14 protein-coding genes are annotated in these 13897 nt (G+C 70.3%); 8 read left to right on the forward strand and 6 right to left on the reverse strand.

The genetic code is table 11. The features are described from left to right. Positions 1-59 precede the first annotated feature (59 nt). Both EJ357_RS31610 and EJ357_RS31615 read left to right on the forward strand, forming a co-directional pair. Complete coding sequence (locus tag EJ357_RS31610; RefSeq protein ID WP_126395091.1) at positions 60-434, forward strand: F0F1 ATP synthase subunit epsilon; 375 nt, start codon at positions 60-62, stop codon at positions 432-434. Positions 435-596: 162 nt separating this feature from the next. Next, positions 597-1043 carry a DUF2550 domain-containing protein gene (locus EJ357_RS31615; RefSeq protein WP_126395092.1) on the forward strand — a complete coding sequence of 149 codons (447 nt, stop codon included), beginning with the start codon at positions 597-599 and terminating at the stop codon, positions 1041-1043. Positions 1044-1144: 101 nt separating this feature from the next. Here the strand turns inward: EJ357_RS31615 and EJ357_RS31620 are convergent, their stop codons facing one another. The 3 genes from EJ357_RS31620 to EJ357_RS31630 form a co-directional block, all read right to left on the reverse strand. Beyond that, positions 1145-2968: a glycoside hydrolase family 18 chitinase gene (locus EJ357_RS31620; RefSeq protein WP_126395093.1), complete on the reverse strand. Its 1824-nt coding sequence runs from the start codon at positions 2966-2968 to the stop codon at positions 1145-1147. A 135-nt stretch (positions 2969-3103) separates the two neighbouring features. Then, positions 3104-3745 (reverse strand): response regulator, encoded by a 642-nt coding sequence (locus tag EJ357_RS31625; RefSeq protein WP_126395094.1) that lies wholly within the window; start codon positions 3743-3745, stop codon positions 3104-3106. Continuing rightward, on the reverse strand, positions 3742-4923 hold the full coding sequence (locus EJ357_RS31630; RefSeq protein ID WP_228472666.1) for a sensor histidine kinase: 1182 nt from the start codon (positions 4921-4923) through the stop codon (positions 3742-3744). Before EJ357_RS31630 ends, EJ357_RS31625 begins: the two co-directional genes overlap by 4 nt. A 152-nt stretch (positions 4924-5075) precedes the next feature. Here EJ357_RS31630 and EJ357_RS31635 point away from each other — a divergent pair, with 152 nt between their 5' ends. Then, complete coding sequence (locus tag EJ357_RS31635; RefSeq protein ID WP_126395096.1) at positions 5076-5654, forward strand: hypothetical protein; 579 nt, start codon at positions 5076-5078, stop codon at positions 5652-5654. On the opposite strand, the gene EJ357_RS31640 is transcribed toward EJ357_RS31635, so the two are convergent. Next, entirely contained in the window at positions 5651-6223 is a 573-nt protein-coding gene (locus tag EJ357_RS31640; RefSeq protein ID WP_126395097.1) for a cob(I)yrinic acid a,c-diamide adenosyltransferase, read from the reverse strand. The two genes, EJ357_RS31635 and EJ357_RS31640, sit on opposite strands and share 4 nt — an antisense overlap. A gap of 310 nt (positions 6224-6533) precedes the next feature. On the opposite strand from EJ357_RS31640, the gene EJ357_RS31645 reads away from it, so the two are divergent. From EJ357_RS31645 to EJ357_RS31655, 3 genes are all read left to right on the forward strand, one after another. After that, the gene (locus EJ357_RS31645; RefSeq protein WP_126395098.1) at positions 6534-7382 is read left to right on the forward strand and encodes a 3-hydroxyacyl-CoA dehydrogenase family protein; all 849 of its coding nucleotides are present in this window, start codon (positions 6534-6536) and stop codon (positions 7380-7382) included. 213 nt (positions 7383-7595) lie between these two features. Then, positions 7596-7919, forward strand: a complete 324-nt coding sequence (locus EJ357_RS31650; RefSeq protein ID WP_093906575.1) for an STAS domain-containing protein — start codon at positions 7596-7598, stop codon at positions 7917-7919. Positions 7920-8214: 295 nt separating this feature from the next. Further along, entirely contained in the window at positions 8215-10764 is a 2550-nt protein-coding gene (locus tag EJ357_RS31655) for an ATP-binding protein (RefSeq protein ID WP_126395099.1), read from the forward strand. A 108-nt stretch (positions 10765-10872) separates the two neighbouring features. Here EJ357_RS31655 and nucS read toward each other — a convergent pair whose 3' ends face one another. Next, complete coding sequence (nucS, locus tag EJ357_RS31660; RefSeq protein ID WP_175647594.1) at positions 10873-11544, reverse strand: endonuclease NucS; 672 nt, start codon at positions 11542-11544, stop codon at positions 10873-10875. Positions 11545-11809: 265 nt separating this feature from the next. Between nucS and EJ357_RS31665 the strand changes: the two genes are divergently transcribed. Then, complete coding sequence (locus EJ357_RS31665) at positions 11810-12202, forward strand: SCO5389 family protein (protein ID WP_126395100.1); 393 nt, start codon at positions 11810-11812, stop codon at positions 12200-12202. Between the two features lie 81 nt (positions 12203-12283). On the opposite strand, the gene EJ357_RS31670 is transcribed toward EJ357_RS31665, so the two are convergent. Then, a complete protein-coding gene (locus EJ357_RS31670) occupies positions 12284-13312 on the reverse strand; it encodes an LLM class flavin-dependent oxidoreductase (protein WP_126395101.1) in 1029 nt (342 codons plus the stop codon). Positions 13313-13535: 223 nt separating this feature from the next. On the opposite strand from EJ357_RS31670, the gene EJ357_RS31675 reads away from it, so the two are divergent. Continuing rightward, on the forward strand, positions 13536-13877 hold the full coding sequence (locus EJ357_RS31675; protein WP_126395102.1) for an ATP/GTP-binding protein: 342 nt from the start codon (positions 13536-13538) through the stop codon (positions 13875-13877). The last annotated feature ends 20 nt before the right edge of the window (positions 13878-13897 follow it).

Genomic DNA, 13897 nt, shown 5'->3' on the forward strand with positions numbered 1-13897 from the left:
CTATTAGACTTGTAACCAACACCCGGCCAAACAGCCGGGTGGTGACCCGAGGAGCCACCTTGGCTGCTGAGCTGCACGTCGCGCTGGTCGCCGCCGACCGTGAGGTCTGGTCGGGCCAGGCCACCCTGGTCGTCGCGCGCACCACGTCCGGCGACATCGGCGTCATGCCCGGTCACCAGCCGCTGCTCGGTGTGCTGGAGTCGGGCCCGGTGACCATCCGTACGAGTGAGGGTGGGACTGTCATCGCCGCGGTGCACGGCGGTTTCATCTCGTTCGCGGACAACAAGCTGTCGCTGCTGGCCGAGATCGCCGAGCTTTCGGACGAGATCGATGTCCAGCGCGCGGAGCGGGCACTGGAGCGCGCGAAGTCGGACGACGACGCGTCCGCAGGCCGCCGCGCGGAGGTCCGCCTGCAGGCGGCGACGGCGCGCTGACCCACGGGGTCACCTCCCGGGCCGTCTAGGCTCTGGGGGAGCGCACGCGATGACGTCACTCAGCCGCGGCTGGGACCGGAGCAATCCGGTGCCGGTCGCGGCTGAGGCAGATATGGAAGTTTTTTCCGTTCCGTTACCTAGGAGACGAGGAGGTCGGTGTCGATGGTCCTCGCTCTGACTGTGTGCGGAATCGTTGTCGCCCTGGTGGTGCTGGGGCTGTTCGTCTTCGGTCTGCGCCGCAGACTGATCCAGCGCTCCGGCGGCACCTTCGACTGTTCCCTGCGCTGGGACGTACCCGAGAAACCCGACACCAGCGGCAAGGGCTGGAGCTACGGCGTCGCCCGCTACAACGGCGACCGCATCGAGTGGTACCGGGTCTTCTCCTACGCCTACCGCCCGCGCCGCATCCTGGAGCGCTCCGCGATCGAGGTGGCCGGCCGCCGCGTCCCCGACGGTGAGGAGGAGCTGGCGCTGCTGTCCGACGCCGTGATCCTCGCCTGTCTGCACCGGGGCACGCGCCTGGAACTCGCCATGAGCGAAGACGCGCTGACCGGTTTCCTCGCGTGGCTCGAAGCAGCCCCGCCCGGACAGCGAGTGAATGTGGCGTAGCCACATTCACTCGCTGGGTGGGGGTCCCCCCGGACGAAGTCTGGGGGAGCGTCAATGTCGCCTAGGGGTCTTCAACCCCTGGAACTGGCCTTTGAATTTCCTTACGACAGCCCGCTGTTGATGGCGCTCACCAGCTCGCCGTTGCTGCTGTCACCGCTGAACTCCCAGAAGAACGCGCCGCCGAGACCCTGGTTCTTGGCCCAGCTCAACTTGCCGGCGATCGTCGACGGGGTGTCGTACGACCACCAGTTGCTGCCGCAGTGCGCGTACGCGGTGCCCGCGATCGTGCCGGTGGCCGGGCAGGAGTTCTTGAGGACCTTGTAGTCCTCGATGCCCGCCTCGTAGGTGCCGGTCGCCGGGCCGGTGGCGGTGCCGCCGGGAGCGGACTGGGTGACGCCGGTCCAGCCGCGGCCGTAGAAGCCGATGCCGAGCAGCAGCTTGGCGCCCGGGACGCCCTTCGCCTTGAGCTTGGCTATGGCGGCGGCGGAGTTGAAGCCCTCCTTCGGGATGCCGGAGTACGACGTGAGCGGCGAGTGCGGGGCGGTGGGGCCGGTCTTGTCCCAGGCGCCGAAGTAGTCGTACGTCATCACGTTGTACCAGTCGAGGTACTGGGCGGCGCCGCCGTAGTCGGCCGCGTCGATCTTGCCGCCGGCCGAGGCGTCGGCGGTGATGGCGGCGGTGACCAGGTAGTTCGAGCCGAACTCGGCACGCAGTGCCTGGGAGAGGTTCTTGAACGCCGCCGCGCCGGAGGTGTCGCAGGTCAGGCCGCAGGCGTTCGGGTACTCCCAGTCGATGTCGATGCCGTCGAAGACGTCGGCCCAGCGCGGGTCCTCGACCACAGCCTTGCAGGACTTGGCGAAGGCTGCGGCGTTGGCCGCGGCCTGGCCGAAGCCGCCGGAGTAGGTCCAGCCGCCGAAGGAGTACAGCACCTTGATGTGCGGGTACTTCGCCTTCAGCTGGCGGAGCTGGTTGAAGTTGCCGCGCAGCGGCTGGTCCCAGGTGTCGGCGGCGCCGCTGACGGACTGGTCGGCGGTGTAGGCCTTGTCATAGGCGGCGTAGGTGTCGTCGACGACGCACTTGCCGTCCTTGACGTTGCCGAACGCGTAGTTGATGTGCGTGATCTTCGAGGCGGAGCCGGACGTCACCAGGTTCTTGACGTGGTAGTTGCGGCCGTAGACGCCCCACTCGGTGAAGTAGCCGAGCTTGACCTTGTCACCGGTCGGGGGCGGCTCGGTGGTGCCGCCGGTGGTGCGGACCGCGCGGGCGCCGCTGACCGGGCCGGTCTGGTCGGCGGTGTCGCGGGCTTGGACGCTGTAGGAGTAGTCGGTGCCCGCGGTCAGGCCGGAGTCCGTGTACGAGGTGGTCGTCACGGTCGCGACCTTGGCGCCGTCGCGCAGGACGTCGTAGTTCTTGACGCCGTTGTCGTCGGTGGCGGCCGACCAGCTCAGCTTCACCGAGGTGTTGGTGATGTCGGAGGCGGTGGGGGTGCCGGGGGCGGAGGGCGCGTTGTCGCCGGGGACGGTGCCGCCGTCGCAGCTGCCGCCGTTCAGCTTGCAGTTGGCGGGGGAGCCGGAGCCGGTGCCGTTGAAGCCGAAGGTGACGGAGGCGCCGGGGGCGAGGCTGCCGTTCCAGGACTTGTTCTTGGCGGTCCAGTGGTTGCCGGAGGAGGTGACGTCGGCGTCCCAGGCGGAGGTGACGGAGGTGCCGGAGGGGAAGTCCCACTCGACGGTCCAGGAACTCAGGGCCGTGGTGCCGGTGTTCTTCACCGTCCACTTGCCCTCGAAGCCGGTGCCCCAGTCCTGGGGCTTGGAGTAGGTGGCGGTGGCGGACGTGGCGGCCTCGGCCGGGCTCGCGAGGCCGACAAGACCGGCCAGCGGGAGCAACAGGGTCGCGAACCCTGCGACGGCTCTGTGTCTGAAGCGCATGCTGCGCCTCCTCGTGGGGAGTCAGGGGGCATGACTGAGCCTCATGCCGCACTCATGGTGCGGTGAGAATAGAAAGGTCTGGACCACAGGTCAATAGGTCTGGACCAGTAGCCTTCTGCTCCCCGTTCCCCCCTGCTACATCCCCAACTCCTGTGCCAGTACGGCCGCTTGAACCCGGCTGCGCAGCTCCAGCTTCCCCAGCAACCGGCTGACGTGCGTCTTGACCGTGGCCTCGGCCATGCTGAGCCGGGTCGCGATGTCGGCGTTGGACAGGCCCTCCCCGAGGCAGGCCAGCACCTCGCGTTCGCGGCGGGTGAGGCAGTCCAGGACGGACGGGTCGGCCGCCGGCTGCCGGGCCGGTTTCGCGCCGAACTCGGCGATCAGGCGCCGGGTCACGGCCGGGGCGATCAGACCCTCCCCGCGCGCCACCGTCCGGACCGCCTCGATCAGGTCCTTCGCCTCCGTGTTCTTCAGCAGGAACCCCGCGGCCCCGGCCCGCAGCGCCCCGAACACGTACTCGTCGAGGTCGAAGGTGGTCAGCACGAGGACGTCGGCGAGCTGCTCGGCGACCACCTGACGCGTCGCCGACACCCCGTCGAGCCTCGGCATCTGAACGTCCATCAGTACCAGGTCGGGACGCAGTTCCCGGGCCATGGCCACGGCCTGCTCGCCGTCAGTCGCCTCACCGACCACGTCGATGTCGGGCGCGCTGCGCAGGATGAGGACGAGCCCGGCGCGCACGGCGGACTGGTCCTCGGCGACGAGGACGCGGATCATGCGGTCGCTCCTTCTTCCTGGGGCTCGGCGAGAGGCAGGGACGCGCGTACGGTCCAGTGATTCCCGTCCGGCCCCGCCTCGAACGTGCCGCCCAGCAGCGCCGCCCGCTCCCGCATCCCGACCAGCCCGGATCCCGAGCCGGGAGCGCGGGGACCGTCCCGGTCGCCGTAGGGACTGCTCACCGCGACGGTCAGCGAGCCGTCCCGCCGGGCCAGCCGCACCGTGACGCGACCGGGGCAGGCGTGCTTGAGGGCGTTGGTCAGCGACTCCTGCACGATCCGGTAGGCGGCGAGCTCGACCGGGGCGGGGGCGTCACCCTCGGCCCCGGTGTCCAGGCTGACATCGAGTCCGTTGGCGCGGGCGCCCTCGACGAGGGCGGTGAGGCCGTCGAGGGTGGGGACGGCGGAGGGTTCGCGGTCGCCGCCGCCGTCGCGCAGGATACCGATCAGTCGGCGCATCTCGGCGAGCCCCTCGACGCTGTTCTCCCGGATGACGGAGAGGGCCTCGCGGGAGGTCGCCGGCGTGTCGATCGACAGCGCGGCCGTGGAGTGGATGGCAATTGCCGAGAGATGGTTGGCGACCATGTCGTGCAGTTCCCGTGCCATGCGGGCCCGTTCGGCGATGACGGCCTGGGTGCGGTCCATCTCGGCGAGCAGGGCGGTCTGTTCGGCGCGCAAGCGCGCGGCCTCTGCGGCGTCACGGTGGTTGCGCACGATCCAGCCGGTGGCGGCGGGTGCGTACGCCACGATGCCGAAGGCCACGCCGATCAGCAGCGCCTCCGGGACGCGCCACAACGCGAACGGCACCAGTGTCCCGGCCACCGTGAGCAGACCGGTGATCCACTGGGTACGGCGGGCCGAGGCGAGCGGGCCGTACAGCACGGCCGCGTAGACGATGTCGGTGAACATCAGGATCGTGGCGAGGCTGCCCTGGGTCACGACGTCCGCGCAGATCGCGGGCGTGCCGATCAGCAGGGCCGCGCGGGGGGCCGTCCGGCGCAGCAGCTCGCAGCCGGCCATCACGGTGAGCGGCACCAGGATCGGCCAGGGGCCGTCGAAGAGCGTGATCGGGTCCTTCGCGGGCCGCGTGGCCAGGCCGATGCCCACCAGCAGCAGGCCGCCGAGCAGCCCGCCGACGGCGATGTACACATCGAAGCGGTGGGGGCGGGGGAGGGCCATGGCTCCATCCAACACGGTGTGCGCGACCGCCGCCTGATTCCGGGGAAGGGTCCTGGACTGCATCTTTCGATGTACGGCGAGTTCGTCACCGCCGACGACGAAAGGGGCCGTTGCCGACGGGAGCCTGAGAAGGTGACCGAAGGGAGCAAGTTGTGATCGTCGCCCTCATCATCGCCTGCGAGGTCGGCTTCTGGGTGCTGCTGGCCCTGGGCCTGGCCGTCCGCTACCTGCTGAAGTGGCGCCGGACGAGTGTCGTGCTGCTGCTCTGCGAGCCGGTGCTGGAGCTGGTCCTGTTCATCGCGACGGCGATCGACCTGAAGAACGGCGCCGAACCGGGCTGGGAGCACGGCGTGGCGGCGCTCTACATCGGCTACACCGTCGCCTACGGCCACTACACGATCCGCTGGCTGGACGGCCACGCCGCGCACCGCCTGGCCGGAGCGCCCAAGCCGGTCGGGCCACCCCGCTACGGCATGCCGCGCGCCCGTCACGAGGGCAGGCTGTGGCTCCGTACCCTCCTGGCGGCGGCCATCGCGTGCATGCTGCTCCAGGGGGCCGTCTGGTACGTCGGCGACGAAGGGGACATCTCTTCGCTGCGGTCCTTCCAGTGGGCGGCGCTCAGGGCCGCGGGCATCCACGGCCTGGTCGCCCTCGCCTACCTGATCTGGCCGAAGAAGGAGCCGGCCGCGCCCGCGCAGGAGCACCGGGTCACGGTGTCGAAGAACGGTTAGCGCTCCCCGCCCGGCACCCACAGCACGTCTCCGACCTCCTTGTTGGCCGTACGCGCCAGGATGAACAGGAGGTCGGACAGACGGTTCAGGTAGGTCGCCGTCAGTGGGTTCATCGCCTCACCGTGGGCTTCCAGGGCCGCCCAGGTGGAGCGCTCGGCCCGCCGTACGACCGTGCAGGCCTGGTGCAGCAGCGCCGCCCCCGGTGTACCGCCCGGGAGGATGAAGGACCGCAGCTTCTCCAGTTGCTCGTTGAAGCGGTCGCAGTCCGCCTCCAGCTTGTCGATGTAGAACTGCTCGACCCGCAGCGGCGGGAACTCCGGGTTCTCCACGACCGGCGTCGACAGGTCCGCGCCCACGTCGAACAGGTCGTTCTGCACACGGGTGAGCACCTTGACGATCTCCTCGTCCAGGTTCCCCAGCGCGATCGCCGTCCCGAGCACCGCGTTCGCCTCGTTGGCGTCCGCGTACGCCGAGATCCGCAGATCGGTCTTGGCGACCCGGCTCATGTCGCCGAGGGCGGTGGTGCCCTTGTCGCCGGTCCTGGTGTAGATGCGCGTCAGATTGACCATACGGCCAATCTAGACGCTGCCCTGAGGACCGCCGATCCGACCGCTTTCGTACGTTCATTCTTATGTCGCACCCGTGTCCTGGATGTCCGGGTCTCGTTGATGGGGAGAGGCGTCAATGGGCGTGGACGCGCAAGGCCTTGGCCATCGGACGGCGGGTCGTGACCGGCATCTCACGCCGCGAGACCGTGACTCGCGTTACTAACCGGTCACACAGTGCCTCACGGACGCTAAGGTCCGCCGAAGAGGCAATCGTAAACAGCGTGTAAGCGCACGCGCAGTCATGCTGCCGTGATTCAAAGGGGAGTCGTCAGTGGCACGGAAGCTTGCCGTCATCGGGGCCGGACTCATGGGTTCCGGCATCGCCCAGGTCTCCGCTCAGGCGGGCTGGGACGTGGTCCTGCGTGACGTCACCGATGAGGCGCTCAAGCGTGGCACCGACGGCATCAAGGCCTCGTACGACAAGTTCGTCAGCAAGGGCAAGCTCGAGGCGCACGACGCCGACGCCGCGCTCGCCCGTATCACCGCGACCACCGACCTGGACGCCGCCGCGGACGCGGACGTCGTCATCGAGGCCGTCTTCGAGAAGCTGGAGGTCAAGCACGAGATCTTCCGCGCGCTCGACAAGATCGTGCGCGAGGACACCGTGCTCGCCTCCAACACCTCCGCCATCCCGATCACCAAGATCGCGGCGGCCACCGAGCGCCCGGAGCGGGTCGTCGGCGTGCACTTCTTCTCGCCGGTGCCGATGATGCAGCTCGTCGAGCTCGTCCGCGGGTACAAGACGAGCGACGAAACCCTCGCCACCGCGCGGGAGTTCGCCGAGTCCGTCGGAAAGACCTGCATCGTCGTCAACCGGGACGTCGCCGGCTTCGTCACCACCCGGCTCATCTCGGCGCTCGTCGTCGAGGCCACCAAGCTCTACGAGTCGGGCGTCGCCACCGCCGAGGACATCGACCTTGCCTGCAAGCTGGGCTTCGGTCACGCCATGGGCCCGCTCGCCACGGCCGACCTCACCGGCGTCGACATCCTGCTCCACGCCACCAGCAACATCTACACCGAGTCCCAGGACGAGAAGTTCGCCCCGCCGGAGCTGATGCGCCGGATGGTGGACGCGGGTGACATCGGCCGCAAGAGCGGGCAAGGCTTCTACAGCTACTGAGCTTTCGTAAAGCACCGCACAGCCCCGTGACGCATCACGCGATGGGGTGAATTCGGTATCGGTTCGCTTACAGACGGCAACCTCTGACCGCTCAACGCAGTCAGAGGTTGCATCACCGGCCACAGCGAAGACTCATAGCAAACACAGCCACAGGCAGCCACGGGCACACAGACAACGCATCACGGAGTACGAACGCACGCTTGGGGAGCGCATATGTACATCAGGGGCGACCACGCCGAGCTGGTCGTCGGGGGCCGCCTCGACGTCCGCAGCGCGGCGGACGCCCGTACGGTCCTGCACTCGGCCGTCGACGACGGAGTCGGCGATCTGGTGCTCGACCTGTCCGAGCTGGAGTTCTGGGACGCCACCGGACTCGGGGTGATCATGGGAGCCCACCGGCGGGCCGGCCGCTGCGGCCGGCGCCTGGTGCTGCGCGGCGTACCGCCGCAGATGCAGCGCCTGCTGGTGGCCACCCGGCTGCACCGGATCCTGGCGATCGAGGGCGGCATCGGGGTGGAGTCACTGCCCCGGGTGTGACGCCCGGCACGGGTGGGACGGGACAGTAGGGCGTTCCGGCTGCGAAGCGCACGTCGCGCACAATCCTCACGAGACTGTGACGTCTCGGACGGCGCGGTACCCCGATCTGTCGTAGATACTGTGCGAAGGTTTAGGGTTCGGCTGCCCGCCGACTAGACAAACCCCTTCGAGCGGGTCCGGACCAGAAGCGACAGCGCGGTGTGCAAAGGCCGGGAGGGGCCCGGATCTGTCGCCGGAGACAGTTCGCCGGAGACAGAAAGCCACAGCACACGACGCTTTTGGGGGGCATGGACCTATGGACCCGAACAACCGGGGACCCGAGGAGTACGGCCATGACGCTGACGCCCAGTCGTCGCGCCAGCGCCCGCCCAGGGATCCCCTCACCACCGACTTCGGACAGCACTCGCCCGCACTCGCCCGCACCGTCCAACTGGTCTCGGGCGACTTCCTGCTCACCGTCAACCCCGTCGACGGCAGCGAGATCGAGGCCTGCCCGCCGGCGGAGCGGCCCGCGCGACCCGGGAAGCTGAGCCCGGCCGACCGCGCCGAGGCCGACCGCGCCGCCAGACCGCCCGTCCCGCCCGGCCCGACCCGTCCCGTACAGCCGCTGCTGGCCCGCCAGGACGAGCGCGAGCAGTTGGTACGGATGCTCGCCCGCGGCCGCTCCGTACGCCTCGTCGGCTCCCCGGGCGCCGGTCGCACCAGCCTCCTCGACCTCGTCGCCGAGGACTGCGCGGACCTCGCCCCCGACGGCGTGGTCCGCCTCACCGGCTTCCACCGCGCACCCGCCGACCTGCTGTACGACCTCTTCTACGCCGTCTACGGCGCGCCCCTGCACCGCCCGGACCGGGACGAACTGCTCACCTTCGTCCGTGAGATCGGAGCCGTCGTCGTCCTGGACGACATCGAGTTCGGCGGTGCCGCGCTCGACGAGTTGCTGGACGCCACCCCCGAGTGCGCCTTCCTGCTCGGTGCCACGCCCACCGTGCCCGCGCCGTCCGCCGACGCCGGTATCGAGGACGTCGTCCTCGGCGGTCTCGACCGTGCCGACAGCGTGGAGCTCCTGGAGCGCGGGGTCGGCCGGGTCCTCACCGAGGACGAGCTGAACTGGGCGGGCGACCTGTGGTTCGAGTCGGAGGGCCTGCCGCTGAGGTTCGTCCAGGCCGGGGCGCTGCTGCGGCAGCGGGACCGGCTGCGGGCCGGCGCGGACGCCGTCGACGAGTTCGGGGTCTTCGAGGACACACCGCCGGTCGACGCGCCCTTCGACGCGCCGTTCGGCGGTGAGCGGGACGAGGAGGTGCCGCTGCCGTCGCTCGGCGAGGCGGCCGGTCCCGCTCCGCTGCTCGCCTCGCGGCTCAGCGCCTCGGCCCGCGCCACCCTGAGGTTCGCCGTCGCGCTCGGCGGCGAAGTGCCGCACCAGGCCCATCTCCCCGCCCTCGTCGGTGACACCCACGCGGACGCCGCGCTGGGCGAGCTGGCCGACTGCGGGCTGGTCTCGCCGGTCGGCTCCCGCTACCGGCTCGCCGCCGGGGTACAGGCGCAGCTGGAGGCCGCCGGATACGGCGAGGACGTCGAGCCGAAGGCACTGGCCGCCGGCCGGCACTACGCCTGGTGGGCCGGGCACCCCTCGGTCACGCCGGAGCGCGTGTGCGCCGAGGCCGACGCCGTGCTCGCCGCGCTGGGCGTGCTCGTGCCGGGTACGACACCGCCCGCCGAGGGCGAGGAGAGCACGACCGTGCAGCTGGCCCGCACGGCCGCGCCCGCGTTCGCCGCGGGGCTGCACTGGAGCGCCTGGGAGCGGGCGCTGCGGGCCGGAGCCGAGGCCGCGCGCCTGGCCGGTGACGTCTCCGAGCAGGCGTACTTCCACCACGAGTTGGGCGTCTTCGCGCTCTGCGGCGGCCAGCTGGACCGGGCCCGCGCCGAGCTGGAGACCTCCATCGGGCTGCGCGGTGCCCTCGCCGACAAGCGCGGCACGGTCGCGGGCCGACGGGCCCTCGCGCTGGTCTCCGACCGCTCCGGTACGACACCGGGGGTGGCCGCCTTTGCCGCCACGGCGGGGGAGGAGGTGCCGGACGCGCGGTACGAGGAGTCGCAGTCGCCGCCGGGAGGGGTGCCCACCGCGTTCCCGCCGGGCGGGGACGCCACGACGCTGGTCACCCACCGGGCGTCCGCGCCGTCGTCCCCGGCGTCCTCGCACAAGGGCCGCGGCGGCGTCCGGAACTTCGCCCGGCGCAATCTCGTCGCGGCCGGCGCGGGCGCGCTGCTCGTGGCCGTGCTCGGCACGGTGGTGACGCTCGGGGCGACCTCCGACAACGACCCCAACGTCCCGGCCGACCAGGTCGGCGTCAACCCGTCCGCCAGCCAGGGCATCGGCGACGACAGCCTCGGCGCCGACAAGGCGGAGGGCGACGACGAGAAGCCCGGCGACACCGGCACGGCGACCAGCCGGCCTACGGATCCGGGCCCCGACGGCACGTACGGGACGTCCGACGACCCGACGCCGACCGATGGTCCTACGGAGCCGTCGGACGACCCGAGTGGTACGCAGGGGTCGGGCGGCGGTTCCACGAACTCGCCGTCGAAGCCGCCGTCGTCGCCCACGAAGCCGCCGTCCTCGTCGTCGAGGCCGCCGACGACTCCGACGACGCCTGGGTCCCCGACGCCGACGCAGACGCCGACGTCCCCGACGCCGACCACGTCCCAGTCGCCCGAGCCGTCGACCACACCGTCCACCTCCGACTCTGCCAGCGGCCCGGCGACCTCCAGCGCCCCCGCAAGCAGTTCGGCGAGCGCCCCGGACACGAGCGAGGCGGGCACGCCCAGCGGTTCGGACTCGGTGATCTGACGCACCGATCAAGACAAGAGGGCCGGGTCCGTCCAACGGACCCGGCCCTCACTGTCGTAGAAAGTCGAGAACGGCCAGGAAAAGCTGAGAACGGCCAAGAACCGTCGGTCAGAACAACCGCAGCTTGTCGTCCTCGATCCCCCGCATCGCGTCGTAGTCCAGCACCTGGCACCCGATACCCCGGTCCGTCGCCAGAACCCGGGCCTGCGGCTTGATCTCCTGGGCCGCGAAGATGCCGCGCACCGGCGCGAGATGGGGATCCCGGTTCAACAGGTCCAGGTAGCGCGTGAGTTGCTCCACGCCGTCGATCTCGCCCCGGCGCTTGATCTCGACCGCGACCGTCCCGCCCTCGGCGTCCCGGCACAGGATGTCGACCGGGCCGATGGCCGTCATGTACTCGCGGCGGATGAGCGTGTAGCCCTCGCCCAGCGTCTCGATGCGGTCGGCGAGGAGTTCCTGGAGGTGGGCTTCCACGCCGTCCTTGATCAGGCCAGGATCCACGCCGAGTTCGTGCGAGGAGTCGTGGAGGATCTCCTCCATCGTGATGATGAGCTTCTCGCCCCCCTTGTTGGTGACCGTCCAGACGTCCTGCTGCTCGCCGTCACCCTCCTTCAGGGTGCAGGGCGGCGACATCCAGTTCAGGGGCTTGTAGGCCCGGTCGTCCGCGTGGATCGAGACGCTGCCGTCCGCCTTGACCAGGATCAGACGGGGCGCCGAGGGCAGATGGGCGGTGAGCCGGCCCGCGTAGTCGACGGAGCATCGGGCAATGACGAGACGCATGGTCGGCAACGCTACTCGACGGGCCGTGGTGGACGCGATTCGCCCTGCGAGAGTCCGTATGACCCCGGACTGCCCCTGTTCATTTCTGGCCGATTGTGTGCCTAACGGGGACCGCCCATGTACGCATTCTCCTGGTGCCGTCACCGTCTGTTGCCTAACGTATTAAACGGGAGGTCGCGAGGCGTGTACACAGAGTGTCCGGTGTCGCGCACTCCCTTATCTGTCCGGCAACCCCTGCTGCTGTGGGGGTGCGAGAGGAGAACCCATGTCGCTCGACGTCTCACCGGCCCTACTCGAACAGGCCGAGCGAGGCGAGGTCGACGAAGCCGCATTCGTCGACTGCGTCCGGACCTCCCTGCCCTATGCATGGGAGATGATCAGCTCCCTGGTGGCTCAGCTGAAGGTCGACGGCGGCTCGTTCGCCGACAACCAGACGCCCCCGCCGGACGAGCAGGCACGTGGCCAGCTGCTGCGTGCGCTTGCGAGTGACGCGATACGCGGTGCGCTGCAGCGGCACTTCGGGGTGCGACTGGCCTTCCAGAACTGCCACCGGGTGGCGGTGTTCCCGCTTGACGCCTCGGTCGACGAGACGCTCGCGCGCTTCACCTCGGTCCGCAATCAGCTGCTGAACCAGTCTCCGGAGCTCAGGGACTGCTGACGCAGTGAGCCACTAGCTTGCCGCTCCTTACGCGGGAGGTGCTTGAGTACTGGGGCGGCAAGCCTCCCGGCGGAACGCGGTTCAGCCGAGGTGCGGCAGCACTTCGGAGCCCAGCCGTCGTACGTTCTCCTCGGTCGCCACCAGGTCGCCCGAGCCCTCGACGAGCAGGGCGAAGCGGGAGATGCCGGTCCGTTCGCTGGTCGCCGCCAGGCGGTCGGCGCACAGGCGAGGGGTGCCCACCGGGTGCAGCCCGCAGAGCAGTTCGGTGTAGGCCAGCGGGTCCCGCATCGCGCGATGACGGCCGTCCACGGTGACATGGGCCTCCAGGCCCTGCCGGAGCCAGCCAGGCATCGCCTTCGTGAGGGTCTCGACCGCGTCCGTGCGGCGGTCCGCGATCTGGCAGACGCCGGCCGACACATGGGCCACGCCGTGGATCTCGTCCGCCGGCCTCCCGGCCGCGCGGGCGTGCTCCCGCCACAGGGCGACCATCTCGGCCTTCTCCTCGTCGCCCACGTGCATCCCGAGCAGCATCGGCAGCCCGCGCTCGGCCGCGAGACGCACGCTCCGGGGTGACGTACAGGCGACGACGACCTCGGGCCCCTCCGCCTCCGTGAGGCACTCCGACGGCCGTGGTACGACGGCGACTTCACGGAAGCCGAACCGCTCGCCGGCGGCCGAGACCGACGGTTCGCGCAGCCAGCGCAGCAGCAGATCGAGTGATTCCGGGAACCCCTCCTCATACGCCTTGAGGCCCTGGCCGAACACCTCCAGGTCGACCCACGGCCCGCCGCGGCCCACGCCCAGCGAGAACCGCCCGCCGGAGGCGATGTGCAGCAGCGCGGCCTGTTCGCCGACGGCCACCGGGTGTGCCGTGGGCAGCACGCTGACCGCCGTGCCGACCCGCAGCCGCGTGGTGCGGCCCAGCAGTAACGCGGCCAGGGTGATCGCGGACGGGCAGGTGCCGTACGGCACGAAGTGGTGCTCGGCCAGCCAGACCGTGTCGAGCCCCGCTTCCTCGGCGACCTCCGCGGAGCGGACCGCGCGATGCAGCGCCTCCCCGTCGCCCTGCCCGGGGAACCGGGCCGCCAACACGAAACTTCCTACACGCATTGCCTTTTCCTGCTTCCTTGGCTCCGACGCGGAGCTCCCCCACCCGGCATAACCGTCTGACACGTGCCGAGGACACGGCCTGGCGAAGAGATTTGCGGATTGTCGGGAGAATCCATCGTCGAAGTGAGGGACTTGTGGGGGTTGGTGCCGTACGGCTACCCCTGTCCGTGCCGCGTAGGCTGGACATGACCCGTGCATCCTGTATAGCCCCGTGAGGTGTTCCGTGTCCCCGCGTCGCAACCGACCCAACGGCCCCAAGGGCGCCGCCTCGTCCGGACCTGGCTCCGAGGACGACCGCCCCGGCCGTTACGGCGGCTGGCAGTCCTCGGAGAGCTGGCAGGGCGAGGACTGGAACGTGCGGCATGTGGCGGGCGCGAGCGCACAGGGCAAGTCGTACCGCTGCCCGGGCTGCGACCAGATGATCCCGGACGGCGTCCCGCACATCGTCGCCTGGCCGGACCACTCGGGCGTCGACGAGCGCCGCCACTGGCACAAGGCGTGCTGGAACGCGAAGGACCGCCGCACCTCGAGGGTGCAGCGGTCCCGTAACGCGCCGAAGTTCTGAGCCGGTTCCCGAGGACTCGG

This window comes from Streptomyces cyaneochromogenes (assembly GCF_003963535.1).
GTDB classification, from domain to species: Bacteria; Actinomycetota; Actinomycetes; order Streptomycetales; family Streptomycetaceae; genus Streptomyces; species Streptomyces shaanxiensis.